This window comes from Niallia sp. M35 (genome assembly GCF_050971705.1).
Classification (GTDB): domain Bacteria; phylum Bacillota; class Bacilli; order Bacillales; family Cytobacillaceae; genus Niallia; species Niallia circulans_A.
In genome coordinates, this window is sequence record NZ_JBPCEP010000001.1 from 17846 (window position 1) to 33833 (window position 15988).

15 protein-coding genes are annotated in these 15988 nt (G+C 34.9%); 9 read left to right on the forward strand and 6 right to left on the reverse strand.

Translation table 11 applies throughout. The features are described from left to right. Window positions 1–47 precede the first annotated feature (47 nt). The 3 genes from rnjA to def all read right to left on the reverse strand — a co-directional run bounded on the left by rnjA (window position 48) and on the right by def (window position 3396). Entirely contained in the window at window positions 48–1715 is a 1668-nt protein-coding gene (gene rnjA / locus NiCM35_RS00100; protein ID WP_095329046.1) for a ribonuclease J1, read from the reverse strand. After that, window positions 1715–1927, reverse strand: coding sequence for a DNA-dependent RNA polymerase subunit epsilon (locus NiCM35_RS00105; RefSeq protein ID WP_095329047.1), 213 nt, complete (start codon window positions 1925–1927; stop codon window positions 1715–1717). The genes rnjA and NiCM35_RS00105 overlap by 1 nt, the downstream gene beginning before the upstream one ends. 914 nt (window positions 1928–2841) lie before the next feature. Next, complete coding sequence (gene def, locus NiCM35_RS00110; RefSeq protein ID WP_095329048.1) at window positions 2842–3396, reverse strand: peptide deformylase; 555 nt, start codon at window positions 3394–3396, stop codon at window positions 2842–2844. A gap of 330 nt (window positions 3397–3726) precedes the next feature. Here def and NiCM35_RS00115 point away from each other — a divergent pair, with 330 nt between their 5' ends. The 6 genes from NiCM35_RS00115 to NiCM35_RS00140 all read left to right on the forward strand — a co-directional run bounded on the left by NiCM35_RS00115 (window position 3727) and on the right by NiCM35_RS00140 (window position 10667). After that, entirely contained in the window at window positions 3727–4407 is a 681-nt protein-coding gene (locus NiCM35_RS00115; protein ID WP_163188092.1) for a YkyA family protein, read from the forward strand. Window positions 4408–5325: 918 nt separating this feature from the next. Further along, window positions 5326–6441, forward strand: a complete 1116-nt coding sequence (gene pdhA, locus NiCM35_RS00120) for a pyruvate dehydrogenase (acetyl-transferring) E1 component subunit alpha (RefSeq protein WP_095329053.1) — start codon at window positions 5326–5328, stop codon at window positions 6439–6441. A gap of 3 nt (window positions 6442–6444) precedes the next feature. Continuing rightward, the gene (locus NiCM35_RS00125; protein WP_095329054.1) at window positions 6445–7422 is read left to right on the forward strand and encodes an alpha-ketoacid dehydrogenase subunit beta; all 978 of its coding nucleotides are present in this window, start codon (window positions 6445–6447) and stop codon (window positions 7420–7422) included. Window positions 7423–7511: 89 nt separating this feature from the next. Next, the gene (locus tag NiCM35_RS00130) at window positions 7512–8789 is read left to right on the forward strand and encodes a dihydrolipoamide acetyltransferase family protein (protein WP_095329055.1); all 1278 of its coding nucleotides are present in this window, start codon (window positions 7512–7514) and stop codon (window positions 8787–8789) included. A gap of 4 nt (window positions 8790–8793) precedes the next feature. Further along, window positions 8794–10203 (forward strand): dihydrolipoyl dehydrogenase, encoded by a 1410-nt coding sequence (gene lpdA / locus NiCM35_RS00135; protein WP_047942998.1) that lies wholly within the window; start codon window positions 8794–8796, stop codon window positions 10201–10203. A 209-nt stretch (window positions 10204–10412) separates the two neighbouring features. Continuing rightward, window positions 10413–10667: a hypothetical protein gene (locus NiCM35_RS00140; RefSeq protein WP_371000611.1), complete on the forward strand. Its 255-nt coding sequence runs from the start codon at window positions 10413–10415 to the stop codon at window positions 10665–10667. Window positions 10668–10870: 203 nt separating this feature from the next. Here the strand turns inward: NiCM35_RS00140 and NiCM35_RS00145 are convergent, their stop codons facing one another. Together NiCM35_RS00145 and NiCM35_RS00150 are read right to left on the reverse strand one after the other, a co-directional pair. Then, complete coding sequence (locus NiCM35_RS00145; protein WP_095329057.1) at window positions 10871–11206, reverse strand: hypothetical protein; 336 nt, start codon at window positions 11204–11206, stop codon at window positions 10871–10873. A 113-nt stretch (window positions 11207–11319) separates the two neighbouring features. Beyond that, window positions 11320–12789 (reverse strand): aminotransferase class I/II-fold pyridoxal phosphate-dependent enzyme, encoded by a 1470-nt coding sequence (locus NiCM35_RS00150; RefSeq protein WP_433778199.1) that lies wholly within the window; start codon window positions 12787–12789, stop codon window positions 11320–11322. Window positions 12790–13168: 379 nt separating this feature from the next. Here NiCM35_RS00150 and NiCM35_RS00155 point away from each other — a divergent pair, with 379 nt between their 5' ends. Then, a complete protein-coding gene (locus NiCM35_RS00155) occupies window positions 13169–13441 on the forward strand; it encodes a UPF0223 family protein (RefSeq protein ID WP_095329059.1) in 273 nt (90 codons plus the stop codon). A gap of 134 nt (window positions 13442–13575) precedes the next feature. Here the strand turns inward: NiCM35_RS00155 and NiCM35_RS00160 are convergent, their stop codons facing one another. After that, window positions 13576–14196: a YktB family protein gene (locus NiCM35_RS00160; RefSeq protein ID WP_123259636.1), complete on the reverse strand. Its 621-nt coding sequence runs from the start codon at window positions 14194–14196 to the stop codon at window positions 13576–13578. 261 nt (window positions 14197–14457) lie between these two features. Between NiCM35_RS00160 and NiCM35_RS00165 the strand changes: the two genes are divergently transcribed. Together NiCM35_RS00165 and NiCM35_RS00170 are read left to right on the forward strand one after the other, a co-directional pair. After that, the gene (locus NiCM35_RS00165) at window positions 14458–14652 is read left to right on the forward strand and encodes a YkzI domain-containing protein (RefSeq protein ID WP_047943020.1); all 195 of its coding nucleotides are present in this window, start codon (window positions 14458–14460) and stop codon (window positions 14650–14652) included. Between the two features lie 371 nt (window positions 14653–15023). Further along, on the forward strand, window positions 15024–15824 hold the full coding sequence (locus tag NiCM35_RS00170) for an inositol monophosphatase family protein (RefSeq protein WP_095329061.1): 801 nt from the start codon (window positions 15024–15026) through the stop codon (window positions 15822–15824). The last annotated feature ends 164 nt before the right edge of the window (window positions 15825–15988 follow it).

Here is a 15988-nt window from a genome sequence, read left to right on the forward strand (position 1 = left end):
AAGGAGCTATTTGTTCGATATAGAACAAATAGCTCCTTTTTACTTATTTATACTTCCATGATAATAGGAAGGATCATTGGGCGACGTTTTGTTTTTTCATATAGGAATGGAGAAATAGTATCAATTATTTCATTCTTTATTTCTGACCATTGTGTCGTTTTGCGTTCCATTACTTTATTTAAATGTTTACTTATTAGTGTTTGTGCATCATTGATTAAATCACCAGACTCACGCATGTACACAAATCCTCTTGAAATAAGATCAGGTCCAGCGGCGATTCTAAAATCAGTCATATTAATACTCACCACGACAACCACTAAGCCTTCTTCTGAAAGAATTCGACGATCACGTAAAACAATATTTCCAATGTCGCCAATTCCGCTTCCGTCAATATATACATTTCCAGATGGAATTTTACCTGCAACCTGTGCTGAATCGCTTGAAAGTGCTAATACTTCACCATTATCCATAATGAAGCAGTTCTCTTCTTTGACGCCACAATCAACAGCAGTTTGAGCGTGTGTTTTTTGCATTCTAAACTCACCATGGATTGGCATAAAGAATTTAGGTTTAATTAATCGAAGCATTAGCATTTGCTCTTGTTGACCACCATGACCAGAAGTGTGAATATTGTTAAGTGGTCCATGAATTACTTCCGCACCTGCTCGGTAAAGTTGATTGATTGTTTTATTAACACTTAATGTATTACCTGGTACTGGATTGGAAGAGAATACCACAGTGTCACCAGGGATAATCTGGATTTGTCTATGCGTACCATTAGCAATTCTTGATAGAGCTGCCATTGGTTCACCTTGGCTTCCTGTACAAAGTATGACCACTTGATTAGCTGGCAGTCGGTTAATTTGTTGCGGATCAACAAAAGTTTCTTTTGGTGCTTTTATAAAGCCAAGTTCCAAACCGATGTTAATAGCAGCTTCCATACTGCGTCCAAAAACAGCTATTTTGCGGCCAAATTCTACGGCTGCATCTGTTACTTGCTGTAAGCGATAAATATTGGAAGCGAAAGTAGCAAAAATCAATCTACCGTCCGCCTTTATAAAAGTATCATGGATGCTTTTTCCGACTTTTTTCTCCGACATAGTAAAATTAGGAACTTCACTATTTGTACTATCAGATAATAAGCACAAAACGCCTTCTTTCCCTATTTCAGCCATTTTTGTTAAATTGGCAGGTTCCCCAACTGGCGTAAAGTCAAATTTAAAATCTCCAGTGTGTACAATGTTCCCAGGTGGTGTTTTGACAACAATCCCATAGGAATCAGGTATACTATGAGTAGTTCTAAAGAAAGAAACCGATGTTTTTCTAAATTTAATGATATCGTCTTCTTGAATTTCATGCATCGTTGTTTGGCGCAATAATCCATGCTCTTCCAATTTGTTACGAACAAGTGCTAATGCCAGTTTGCCTCCGTAAAGAGGGATATTAACTTGTCTTAAAAGGTAAGGAATACCACCAATATGATCTTCGTGACCATGCGTGATAAATAAGCCTTTAATTTTGTCTACATTCTTCTCTAAAAAAGTATAATCAGGAATAACATAGTCAATTCCTAAAAGCTCGTCCTCAGGAAATTTAATTCCAGCATCAATTAAAATAATTTCATCTTGAAACTGGACACCATACGTATTTTTACCGATTTCCCCTAATCCTCCTAGGGCAAATACAGCAGTTTGATCATTTTTTACAAATTTCATTATTCAATCTCCAATACTGTAAAGTCTTCGTTTTGTTGTTCATATTCTAAGAATGCACCTTCTACGCCAGTAATAAACTCGATATTATATGGTTTTTCTGCTAATTTTGTTCGAACATCTCTTTCTGATGAACCTTTAACGAAAATAGTTCGCGTATTTTCTCTTACTGGTACCTCTGTTTTTAAATCTTGAAAATATACTTTAAATATCATTGTAAATCGCTCCTTAATCATTTGTTTCTGAAATTTATTATATAAAAAAATAACATGGTTTTCATGTTTTTTCTTTTAATAGCCATTATATTAGAAAGGTTCTTTTCTCAGTGAGTTTATGTGAAACTGATGGATGGAAAAAGATATTTACCCTCTATATATTATTATGAAACATATTAATATTACATAAGTTTATGTATGATCATTCTTATGAAATCGTTATTAAAACAAAAGGTCAGACTCAATACCATAATGCTTGGTTTGTATAGCGGTATAATAACCACTATATTTAACTAAGCGTGGTATTGGCCAGACCATAAAAATACCCTTCAATTTTTTAAGCTATTGTTTTTTTGCGAAGTAAATCTTTCCACTGTTTTAAAAGCTTCTTTCTTAGCTTCTTTAACATAGTGGATCATCTCCTTAATTCTATTTTAAACCATTCTTGTACAAAGTAAAGTCATCTTCTCATTTTATATTTCTTTTTGTAAAAAAATAGTTTATTAAATGGTGTTTTTTCAATCCGATCATTCAAAATTGAAGGCGGTTTTACATTATTTGGATACGAAAGAATGGTTTATTCCTTTTATTTGGCTAATTTCATAGTGGGTCGTTAGATAAGAGTATTTAGGAAGCGTCAATTTTCTAACTTAGTGTGAAGCTAATAGAACTAGACATGTTTTAGAGACGATAAGCATTCCTTTTATTTTCTATGAAAACAGCCTTTTATATAAATAGTATATGAATATTTTTGTAAGATTCTCATGGATAATGTTGGTAATTGTAAAATAGGCTGAATGGAGAGCGATCCTCTGTAGCAGGATAAAACCTTATTTAGTATAAAACAGGGAAGTAGAAGGGAAAGAAGAAGAGGCTCGAATAGTAATGATCGAACCGTTTCTTTCTATAAAAAGTTATCTTTCAATAGGTATTGCGTTATCAATAGGAAGAAAAGGATCTTTTTCATTGATATGATCATAAAACATCACGCCGTTTAGATGATCAATTTCATGTTGGAAAACAATTGCTGGTAATCCTTTAAGGCGTAATTTTACTTCTTTTCCTTCTAAATCAATCCCTTTCAAAGTAATTCTTGCATACCTTGGAACGAAACCTGGAATGGTTTCATCGACAGAAAGGCAGCCTTCGCCAGTTGTTAAATAAGCTTTTTCAATGGAATGGCTGATGATTTTAGGATTGAATAAAGCGTAGCTGTATTGCTTGTCATTTTCATCTTTAACGTGCACAGCAATCATTCTTTTGGAAACATTTATTTGCGGAGCAGCTAAGCCTACCCCGCCTCTTAATCCATACTTATCTGCTAATTCGGGATTTTGGCTATTTATTAAATATTCCATCATGCTTTTTAGAATGTTTTTTTCCTCTTCGCTTGGTGGCATGATAACTTCGCTTGCCACTTGTCTCAATGTCGGATGGCCATCGCGAATAATATCTGTCATTGTTATCAAAATAATCACTTCCTTGTATCTAACTGTTTATAAAAGTAGTCTAACAGAGATAGAATAAAAAGTTAATAAATGAGAATAGTACTTTATGCAAGAAGATAATTAGATATACCTATAATATATTATAGGACAAGCTAATATGTTTATAATATAAAAATATTTCTAAAGTCATCAGTGCTGCCTGTTAAAAAAATTGGAAACGGACAATTACGCAGGGAAGAATGGAGTTTTTATTAGATTCTTAAAACAGTCTAGATGATTAAGACGAAGGGAACCATTATTGTCAAAGTACAGAAGAATCGATATAGTAATAAGAAAGTGAGGAGGAAACAAATGAAACGAAGTGTTTTAATTAGTACAATTATGCTATTTACGATAATTGCTGCTGGGTGCAATTTTAATTCTCCAAGTGAGAAAATGTATGACAAACTAGAAGAAGTAGTTAAGATTGAAAGTGGTTTTGAAGAACAGCAAGATCCTCTTGTCAAATTAGAAAAGAAGGAACAAGATATTTATTCTAAAATAATTAGTCTTGGATTAGAGGATATGGATGAAATTACAAAATTATCGGACGAAGCTCTAGAATCCATTTCCAAAAGAAAAGAATATATGGATAAAGAAGCAGATAGTATAAAAAAGTCACAAGAAAAGTTTGAAACAATAACAACAGACATAGAAGAACTAGAAAAAAAGGAGGAAAAATCATTAAAGGATAAAGCGGATAATCTATACCAAACAATGATGGCCCGTTATAAAGAACATGATAAATTATACGCAAATTACATAGAAGGGCTTAATAGTGATAAAAAGCTTTATGAAATGTTTAAAGATAAAGATGTGAATATGGATGATTTAGAAAAACAGGTAAAAAAAATCAATGATACGTATGAGAAGGTTTATGAAAATAACAAAACATTTAATGAATTAACGAAGAAATATAATGATTTGAAAGTAGACTTCTATAAAGAAGCCGGCATAAAAATCAAAATGAATGAAGAGGAAGAAGAAAAATAAAGTAATATTTATTACTTGTAGCTTGTCGACAAAAAGATATTGGAGAAGTAAAAATGCATTTTCATGCGTTGCTTGGAGTGGAGGGGGTGAGACTCCTGTGGGATTAGCGAGACAGTCTAAGACCCTGCAGGCTGTAAGCCGAAGCGGCTTAGCGCGAGCCCCACGGAAAGCGAACCCCCGGAGCGGAAAGTAACGTCTAAATTCAAAGAGATTAATAAATACTTTACTCAAACTTCTATTTCCAAAATACAGGAGTTTGTCTACAGTCTGAAGTAATATTTATTACTTGATTATTCCTTTTATCTATCCCATTAAAATTTTTATAAGTTACAAAATAGAGAGGACAAACGGAGCATGAATTTCGCTTCTTTGGACACACTTTGTTTTGTGGCTTTTTTTGTGGGATTCTATTTCAGAATGTAGGAGGTGCTTTGTAACATGCAGTATTCAAAACATACAAGGAGTTCATAATAGAAAAGAAATGATTTTTCGACACTTTGGCAAGTTATTATAAAACAGTTGCAAATAGTGTTTTCTGTATGATACAGATGTTGTGTTGCAAATAATACAGATGTATTAATTTCATGTAAAAAAATAATAAAAACTTCGAGCTTAAAGATTGACGGATAATATTTAAGTATATTAAACTTATAAATGTATTGAACAGTTGTATTAATATTTACATATAAATAATTGATACAGTCTATACGGAAACCGAATTAATTTTATAAGACGTTTTTTCTTGCGTATTTTGTGGAAAACTGTTTAAGTATGGTTTTTTTTGTTGCTTAGAGCGATATGCTTTAAGGAATAGAAAGCGTTACCCAACTAAGTGTTTACCACATGGCAACACATTGTAAACATCTATTTGTTTTTACAGAAAAAAGTCTTTTAATATGAAAGGAAAGGGTGGCTTTAATGGCTTCTAAAACAAAGAAGGCACAATTTGATGTGCAAGCACAGCTTGAACAAGTGGCAAACCAATTTCAAACACTTCAGATTTTAAATGAAGAGGGCGAAGTTGTAAACGAATCTGCAATGCCTGATTTAAGTGATGAGCAATTACAAGAATTAATGACTCGTATGGTTTATACTCGTATTCTTGATCAACGCTCTATTTCCTTAAACAGACAAGGTCGCCTAGGTTTCTATGCACCTACTGCAGGACAAGAAGCTTCACAATTGGCTTCACAATTCGCATTAGAAAAAGAAGATTTTATTCTTCCAGGATATCGTGATGTTCCACAAATTATCTGGCATGGACTTCCTTTATCTCAAGCATTCTTATTCTCACGTGGTCACTTCCAAGGAAACCAAATTCCTGAAGGTGTAAACGTAATTTCTCCACAAATCATTATTGGTGCACAATACATCCAAACTGCTGGTGTAGCATTAGGAATGAAAAAACGTGGTGCTAAATCTGTTGCAATCACTTATACAGGTGATGGTGGGGCTTCACAAGGTGATTTCTACGAAGGAATTAACTTTGCTGGTGCATTTAAAGCTCCTGCAATTTTCGTTGTACAAAACAACCGTTTTGCAATTTCTACTCCAGTTGAGAAACAATCTGCCGCGAAAACAATTGCACAAAAAGCAGTTGCTGCAGGTATCCCTGGAATTCAAGTAGATGGAATGGATCCATTAGCAGTTTACGCTGCTGTACGTGAAGCTCGTGAAAGAGCAATCAACGGTGAAGGTCCAACATTAATCGAAACTTTAACTTACCGTTATGGTCCACATACAATGGCTGGGGATGACCCAACTCGTTACCGTACTGCTGATCTTGATAGTGAATGGGAAAAGAAAGACCCATTAGTTCGTTTCCGTAAATTCCTAGAAAACAAAGGCATTTGGAATGAAGAGAAAGAAAATGCAGTTATCGAGCGTGCTAAAGAAGAAATTAAAGAAGCAATCAAAATTGCTGATGAAGCTCCAAAACAAAAAGTTACTGACTTAATGAACATCATGTATGAAGAGTTACCAGTTAACTTAAAAGAACAATATGAAATTTATGCAGCAAAGGAGTCGAAGTAAGCCATGGCGCAAATGACTATGATTCAAGCAATCACTGATGCGTTACGCACAGAATTACGTAATGATCCAAACGTATTAGTATTTGGAGAAGACGTAGGTGTAAACGGCGGTGTATTCCGTGCGACAGAAGGTCTTCAAAAAGAATTCAGCGAAGATCGTGTATTTGATACTCCATTAGCTGAATCTGGAATTGGCGGTTTAGCAATCGGTTTAGGACTTCAAGGATACCGTCCAGTACCGGAAATTCAATTCTTTGGTTTCGTTTATGAAGTAATGGATAGTATTTCTGGACAAATGGCTCGTATGCGCTATCGTTCAGGTGGTCGCTACAACGCACCAGTAACTATTCGTTCTCCATTTGGTGGTGGAGTTCATACTCCTGAACTTCATGCCGACAGCTTAGAAGGATTAATGGCACAGCAACCTGGTCTTAAAGTTGTTATCCCATCAACTCCTTATGATGCTAAAGGTTTATTAATTTCTGCTATTCGTGATAACGATCCGGTTATCTTCTTAGAGCATATGAAATTATACCGTTCATTCCGTCAAGAAGTTCCAGAAGAAGAGTATACTATTCCTCTTGGAAAAGCGGATGTAAAACGTGAAGGTAAAGACCTTTCTATCATTACTTATGGAGCAATGGTTCAAGAGTCTATTAAAGCAGCAGAAGAATTAGAAAAAGAAGGATACTCAGTGGAAGTAGTTGACTTACGTACTGTAAGCCCACTTGATATCGAAACAATCATTGGATCTGTTGAAAAAACAGGTAGAGCTGTGGTAGTTCAAGAAGCACAAAAACAAGCTGGTATTGCAGCTAATGTTGTTGCTGAAATCAATGATCGTGCAATTCTAAGCTTAGAAGCTCCAGTTCTACGTGTAACTGCACCAGATACTGTTTTTGCATTTACACAAGCTGAAACTGTATGGCTTCCAAACTTTAAAGATATTATTGAAACAGCTAAAAAAGTTCTAACTTTCTAATTAAAACCGAATAATATTCGCACAAGAATTAGAAGATAAGTTAGTTAAAAGAAGAAAATTTTTTCATAAGATATTAGGAGGTTGTCACATTGGCTTTTCAATTTAGATTACCTGACATTGGTGAAGGTATTCACGAGGGCGAAATCGTAAAATGGTTTGTTAAACCAGGCGATAAAGTTCAAGAAGATGATGTATTATGTGAAGTTCAAAATGATAAAGCAGTAGTAGAAATTCCTTCCCCAGTTGAAGGTACTGTAGAAGAAGTGAAAGTGGAAGAAGGAACTGTTGCAGTAGTAGGAGATATCTTAATTACATTTGATGCTCCTGGATATGAAAACCTTCAGTTCAAAGGCGATCATGGTGATGAAGCTCCAGCTGCTGAAGAAGCAAAACCTGAAGCTGTTGAAGAAAGCAAAGGTCAAGAGGCAGAAGTTGATCCAAGCAGACGTATTATCGCAATGCCTTCTGTACGTAAATATGCTCGTGATAAAGGTGTAGAAATTCAACTTGTTTCTGGTACTGGTAAAAACGGACGTATTTCTAAAGAAGATATTGATGCTTACTTAAATGGTGGTGCAACACCTGCTAGCCAACCAGCTGCAGAAGCTGCTCCAGCAGAAACAGCAGCGGAAGCTCCTAAGCCGCTTGCTATTCCAGAAGGTGACTTCCCAGAAACTCGTGAGAAAATGAGCGGAATCAGAAAAGCTATTGCTAAAGCAATGGTAAATTCTAAGCACACTGCTCCTCACGTAACATTAATGGATGAAGTAGAAGTGTCAAAATTAGTTGCACACCGTAAGAAATATAAAGAAGTTGCTGCTGCAAAAGGTATCAAATTAACTTTCTTACCTTATGTAGTAAAAGCTTTAACAAGCGCATTAAAAGAATTCCCAGCTTTAAACACATCATTAGATGATGCTACAAGCGAAATCGTTCATAAGCATTACTATAATATCGGTATTGCTGCTGATACAGAAAAAGGTTTATTAGTTCCTGTTGTTAAAAATGCTGATCGTAAAGGTATCTTTAACATCTCTAACGAAATTAATGAACTTGCTGTTAAAGCAAGAGACGGTAAATTAGCTCCAGCTGAAATGAAAGGTGCTTCTTGCACAATTTCTAACATTGGATCTGCTGGTGGACAATGGTTTACTCCAGTAATCAACCATCCTGAAGTTGCTATTTTAGGTATTGGTCGTATTGCTGAGAAAGCTATCGTTAAAGATGGAGAAATTGTCGCTGCTCCTGTATTAGCACTTTCTTTAAGCTTTGACCACAGAATGATTGACGGAGCTACTGCTCAAAATGCAATGAATCATATTAAACGTTTATTGAACGATCCAGAACTATTGTTAATGGAGGCGTAAAAACATGGTAGTTGGAGATTTTCCTATTGAAACAGATACTATAGTCATTGGTGCGGGTCCTGGTGGATATGTTGCAGCAATTCGTGCAGCACAATTAGGACAAAAAGTTACAATTGTTGAGAAAAACGTATTAGGTGGAGTTTGCTTAAACGTTGGATGTATTCCTTCAAAAGCTTTAATCTCTGCTGGACACCGTTACGAGCATGCTGCACATTCTGCAGACATGGGTATTACAACTGAAAACGTAACAGTTGACTTCTCTAAAGTTCAAGCTTGGAAAGACAGTGTTGTTAAAAAGCTTACTGGTGGAGTTGAAGGTCTATTAAAAGGGAACAAAGTTGATATTGTATACGGTGAAGCATATTTTGTAGATGCTAACACTTTAAAAGTAATGGATGAAAAATCATCTCAAACTTATACTTTTAAAAATGCAATTATCGCAACTGGATCTCGTCCAATCGAAATTCCTACTTTCAAATTCTCTAAACGTGTTCTTGACTCAACTGGTGCACTTGCACTTCAAGAAGTTCCAGAGAAAATTGTAGTAATCGGTGGAGGATACGTTGGTACTGAGTTAGGTGGAGCTTATGCTAACTTTGGTACACAAGTAACAATCCTTGAAGGTGCTGATGAAATTCTTGGTGGTTTCGAAAAACAAATGTCTTCATTAGTTACTCGCAACCTTAAGAAAAAAGGTGCTGAAATCATTACAAAAGCAATGGCTAAAGGTGTGGAAGAAACAGACACTGGCGTTGTTGTTAAATATGAAGTTAAAGGCGAAGAAAAATCAGTGGAAGCTGATTATGTATTCGTAATGGTTGGTAGAAAACCTAATACAGACGAACTTGGTTTAGAACAAGTTGGTATTGAATTAGGCGAACGCGGAATCATTAAAACAGATAAGCAATGCCGTACAACTGTAAGCAATATCTTTGCTATCGGTGATGTTATTTCTGGTCCTCCATTAGCGCATAAAGCTTCTTATGAAGGTAAAATTGCTGCTGAGGTTATTGCTGGACATAACTCAGAAATCGACTATTTAGGAATTCCTGCAGTAGTATTCTCTGAGCCAGAATTAGCAACTGTTGGTCACACAGAAGCTTCTGCTAAAGAAGCTGGTATCGAAGTGAAAGCTGCTAAATTCCCATTTGCAGCTAACGGTCGTGCGTTAGCACTTAACGATGCTGAAGGTTTCTTGAAGCTTGTTACACGTAAAGAAGATGGTCTTGTAATCGGTGCGCAAATCGCTGGTCCAAGTGCATCTGATATGATCGCTGAATTAGGCTTAGCAATCGAAGCTGGTATGACAGCTGAAGATTTAGCTATGACTATCCATGCTCATCCAACTTTAGGTGAGGTAACAATGGAAGCAGCGGAAGTTGCAATTGGCAGCCCAATTCATATCTTACGCTAATTAAAAAAAAGAAGTCCTCGTCCCGAGGGCTTCTTTTTTTTATCTTAAAAACGATTCGAGAAAACTTTTTTTGTATCTAATCTAGTTTTAGGGAAGAAAATTAGCTAGTAGAATTTAGACATAATACTGTTTTTTGAAATGAAATAATTATAAAATAAAACAAAAGATTGGTACATATACTAGTATTAATTGTTAATGGAGGAAAGGTGGTGTTTTTCTTGAAGGTTTATACAGCAATTTTATTTCAGCTAATCATTTGGAGTGGGTTTTCTATTATTGAATGGTTATCAAGATATGATTTAATTTTATATAAGGTGTTTATGTTTGGTGTGTTCTTTTATTTAGCGATTATCATAGGAAATACAATTATAAAATCAACAAGAAAAACAATGCTAGCCACCATGATCAGTTTATCCATTTACGGTTCTTTTCATTTAATTATGACAATTATATCAGTTGTATAAATCATATAAACATAACACTATGATTTATTTTAAATATAGTCTTTCTTTAGAAGTGAAGAAGAAAACAGTTCTCTTTAACCTAATATTGCGAAAAGAGCAGACTTTTTCTCATTATGAAATTCCTCCTATACAAATATTCAGCACAAAAAATGCCTTAATCTAAAAATAAAGGCATTTTTTAATACAACTAAATTCTTAAGTAGTTATAATCTCCTTTTTGTTGATTTTTTTCCAAAAAAGCTACTAAAAACGGTGGAAATCGCTAGAATTAATAAGAAAAATACAAGAAAACTAAAAATAAACGGAATAGGATGGAAAATAGTTTTTGATTGCACCGGCGATTCGAATGTAATTTCTAAAGGGTATGCCTCAACGGAAGTGGGCAGCAGCTTTTTTTGTTCAGCAAATGGGATTGGACCACCGAAATGGAAAGCCTGTTCTAATTGTTCAGGTTTTTGTGCCACATAATTTTTAAAAATAAACGGAGAAACTAGGCTAATTAGTAAACTGATAATCATGATAACAATATATTTTTTCAAAAAGGAAAACTCCAATCTTTCTATATACAATAAACAAATGCTGTCTTTTCATTTATCTCCAAATTAAAGACAGGAATACCCTATATATGGCATCCCTGCTCTCCAAAATTTATTTATCTTATTGCACGATGCTCTTTAATAACACGAAGCTTTTTGAAATCGTAATCCTCAGGCCCCTGAACAGGCAATCCTGCCTCCATATTTCTTTTTATATAAGCAAGGTTATCTTCTGTAATAATTTCGCCAGGAATGAAAATAGGGATTCCTGGAGGGTATACCATAATAAACTCCGCAATTACTCTTCCCACTGAATCATCAAAATCGATTAATTCAGTTTCTGAGTAGAATGCATCTCTCGGCGTTAGTGCCAGTAAAGGGATGTTTGGCAGCATCACTCGTGCTTCTACTTTTGAAGCCTTATCTTTTCGTTCTACTGCAAGAGCTTTTAAGGCGTCAATTAAAATATTGGCCTCTCTTTCGGAATCCCCTGGTGTAATAATGCACAGAATATTATACAAATCGGACATTTCTACTTCAATGCGATAATGTTTCCGAAGCCATTCTTCCGCATCGTGGCCAGTTAAGCCAAGGTCTTTCACAGATATAATGAGTTTTGTTGGGTCATAATCGAAAGCAGAATCTGATTCCAGAATTTCTTCGCCCACACAATATAGATGTTCTATGTCATTAATCTGTCTTCGAATGTATTGTGCAAGATTAATCGTTTTATCAATCAGCTCTTTTCCTTCTGTTGCAAGACGCTTTCTGGCAACATCTAAAGAGGCTAGCAGCAAATAGGAAGTACTAGTTGTTGTCAACATACTTAAAATAGATTGTACACGTTTATAGCTAATAAGGTCGCCTCTCATATTTAAAATAGAGCTTTGTGTCATCGACCCACCGAGTTTATGCACACTTGTTGCGGCAATATCTGCTCCGGCTTGCATTGCAGACATAGGCAGTTCCTCGTGAAAATGAATGTGAACTCCATGTGCTTCATCTACAAGGACAGGGATATCATAGGAATGCGCCAAATCTACAATCGTCTTTAAATCAGCAGAGATGCCAAAATAAGTTGGATTAATAACTAAAAGCCCTTTAGCATCTGGATGAATATCTAAAGCATGTTGAACAGACTCGACGGTGATTCCATGAGAAATTCCAAGATTCTTATCTACTTCAGGGTGGATGAAAATTGGAATTGCTCCAGCAAATATTATGGCAGACATAACAGATTTATGGACATTTCTAGGAACAATAATTTTATCTCCTGGGCCACAAACACTCATGATCATCGTCATGATAGCACCACTTGTGCCTTGAACGGAAAAGAAAGTATGATCTGCTCCAAATGCCTCAGCAGCAAGCTGCTGTGCATGTTTAATCATCCCTTTTGGATAATGAAGATCATCAAGAGGACCAATATTAATAAGGTCTATCGAAAGGGCGTTTTCTCCGATAAAGTTTCTAAATTCTGGATCCATTCCATTCCCTTTTTTATGACCGGGTATATGAAATTGAATCGGATCCCTTTTAACATGTTCCAATAATCCGTGGTATAACGGTGTTTCGTGTTGTGACAATTTATTACCACACCTCTTTATTTAGTATTTTTATGCAATTTTAAGCGAACTTTATTTAAATTTCTTATGTACATCTAAAAATTTTATTGTACATTGCTGCCGCTATTCTGTCTTTAATTTCATTACTCTTAACAAGTTTTACCCTAATCTCAAAATATAAAAATCAGAAAACAAAAGAATTATAGCATTTTTTATTTTCTTTGCATACAATTAGTTTTCACTATAGGAAAAAGAATTATTTTTTTTCTCTATTTTTTCTTTCTTCAGTTTAGCTAGCAGAGGAAAGGAACTTGGGAAAAGAATCAATATTTTACTTTCTTAGCTACTTAAATTACAATAGTTTTTATCTGAAAAACTTCAATTAATAGGATGTGGAAATATGGATTATCAATACCCAATCGATATTGATTGGTCAACGGATGAAATTATTACTGTCGTTAAATTTTTTGAATGCATTGAAAAAGCATATGAAAAAGGGGTAGAGAAGGCAGAATTAATGGAGCAATACCGTGCCTTTAAAAAAATTGTCCCAGGAAAAGCGCAAGAAAAAAAAGTATGTGATGAATTTGAAGAAGTAAGTGGTTATTCAACCTATCGAACCATCAAAAAGGCGAAAGAAGCTTCGGATGATAGTAGAATAAAGATGTCATGATAGGTGATATAAAATATTTTGCTTGTAACTTTTTACAAAAAGATAATGAAAAACTGTAAACAAACCGCTGATTTTAGTTTGCTTACAGTCTAGGAGGCTGTATAACGGCCTCTTTTTTCATAGTTAATCCAAATCTAATACTCCAATGATAATTTATAAATGGGAAGCAGGGTATCATAAGTTTTTTCAATTAATGCAAGCAGTTCTTCTCCATTTGATAGAATAGAATCTCCAGCAGCGATTTTCTGACCTACTAAAAATTCAGCTTTTTTTACATCACGGAATCTTGTTAAGGCTGCTTCTAAGTTTGTTTCTCCAATTTTAACTGCATCTTTTTTCATATGGTCCATGGATAGAACATAATCTTGTGGCAAAGTGGACTGCAGAATCTCATAATTTGCCAAAAAACCTTCAGCGATTTCTTTCTTTTTTGGAAGTTCATATATATATGCTAACCATATAAAGACATGGTCATCAAATAAGCCGACTTGGAAATGTGGATGTTGTTTGTAGCCTCGTTTATTACTTGCGATGGCAAGCCAAGTATCCTTCGGCGGGTTAACTGTTCGTCTTGCATGTTTTGCAATATGTAGAAACATTTCCATGCCAAGCTTTCCAGACAGCTCTTCAGTAAGCTGTGTGCCAATTTCGCGAAACTTTGGCTGAATTCTTTCCTGAATCGCTTCCATTCGAGCATCTAGTCCATCAATTGTAAAGGTATCAAAATCTTTTTGTGTAAAACCAGTGAATGCCATTATTTCTTATCTCCTTTTTAGTTTATCTCCATTGTTTACGGGTAAATACTGTATATAAAATCAAGTAAGCTATTTAGTCACTTAAAATGTAGCTTCAACTTAGCTAGCCTTTTCGCAAATATTGTAGCATACATAAATAATATTATGAAGGAATTTGGATTGCGCTGGGTTATAGCACAAAATAGGAGCAAGCTAATTAGTTTCCACATAATATATATGAAATCAACAGAAATGCAAGTCGATGAAAGGGGTGTTCTGTCAGTGAAACAATTGATGAATTTAGCGAAGAAAATGGAAGTGGAAAAGGAAAAAAAAGCTGTTCTTCGTCTAGAAATGGATTATGAATTGGCTACCTTATTCGATGCGATGAATGAAAAGGATGAAAAACAAAAAAAATTAAGTAAGCAAAAGTTAGAAAGAATTAGGCAGGAACTTCTAAGACTTAAAGCATTATAACTAATGAATAAGCTGATAGGTAATCATGCAGCTGACTCTATAGGAAGCAACCTTTCATTCCTATAAAGTCAGCTGCATGATTTTGCATACCAATAGAAAAATGAGCTTTGGAAATATTGTTTAGCTTAAATGGACGTTGTCACCGCATTGACGAAGAGAGATGGAAAGGGAAGGGGGTATAGGCTGGGCTCTTAGTAATAGACTTTAAGAAGAAAATACATAATATTATCCAAAGAACCTGTATTCATAGAATTTTCTTATTTTATGATACTATATAGAAGAAGGATAGATTTTTAGAAGTATGTTTAGGGATGATCTAAGCTAAAATATAGGAAACGATGAAAAAAAGAATGTAAAGAAGGGTTGAGAAGATGACAAATTGGCTGGAAATCGATAAATATGCGAAAGAATGGATTAAAGAGGCAGGAGCAAGAATTATCAAGTCTTTTTCTTCTGAGCTCATTATTCAAACGAAATCAAATAAAAATGACTTGGTCACCCAAATAGATAAGGGGACAGAAGAATTTTTGATTAATAAGATCAATAAAGTTTTTCCTTCCCATCGTATTTTAGGCGAAGAGGGAGTATGTGAGGCACTAGAAGATTTGAAAGGGATAGTCTGGATTATTGATCCTATTGATGGAACGATGAATTTTGTCCATATGCAGCGGGATTTTGCCATCTCTATTGGAATTTATGAAGATGGAGTAGGAAAGATTGGTTTAATATATGATGTAGTGGCAGACGAGCTGTACCATGTTCGAAAGGGAAATGGTGTTTTTATGAATGACTTAAAGCTATTACCTTTAAAAGATACGGCCGTGGATGAGGCTATTATCGGATTAAATGCTACATGGGTAACAAAAAATAAACGGATTGATCCGACTATCTTAGAACCACTTGTAAAAGCATCAAGAGGAACGAGATCTTTTGGATCTGCCTGTTTAGAATTAGCGTACATAGCAGCCGGAAGAATGGATGCTTATTTAACCTTAAGATTATCGCCTTGGGATTATGCAGCAGGTAAGATAATGGTTGAAGAGCTAGGCGGCAAGGTAACAACTTTAAGAAACGAACCGCTTGATTTATTAACGCAACAATCTTTTTTTGCATCCAAACCTGGATTACATGATGAAATACTTCAAAAATATCTAAAAGATGGAAACTGGTAAGAGTTGTTAAGGCTAGTTTTCGGTTACATGAAGAACTTTCTTTTTTTTATGGGATTTTAAGAACCAAATTCCACAGAATAGGCAAAAACAAATAAGAGTACCAGCTAATGTTTTTTCTAAAATACATATTCCGATGCTTATAAAACTAGATGCCCCATAAACGT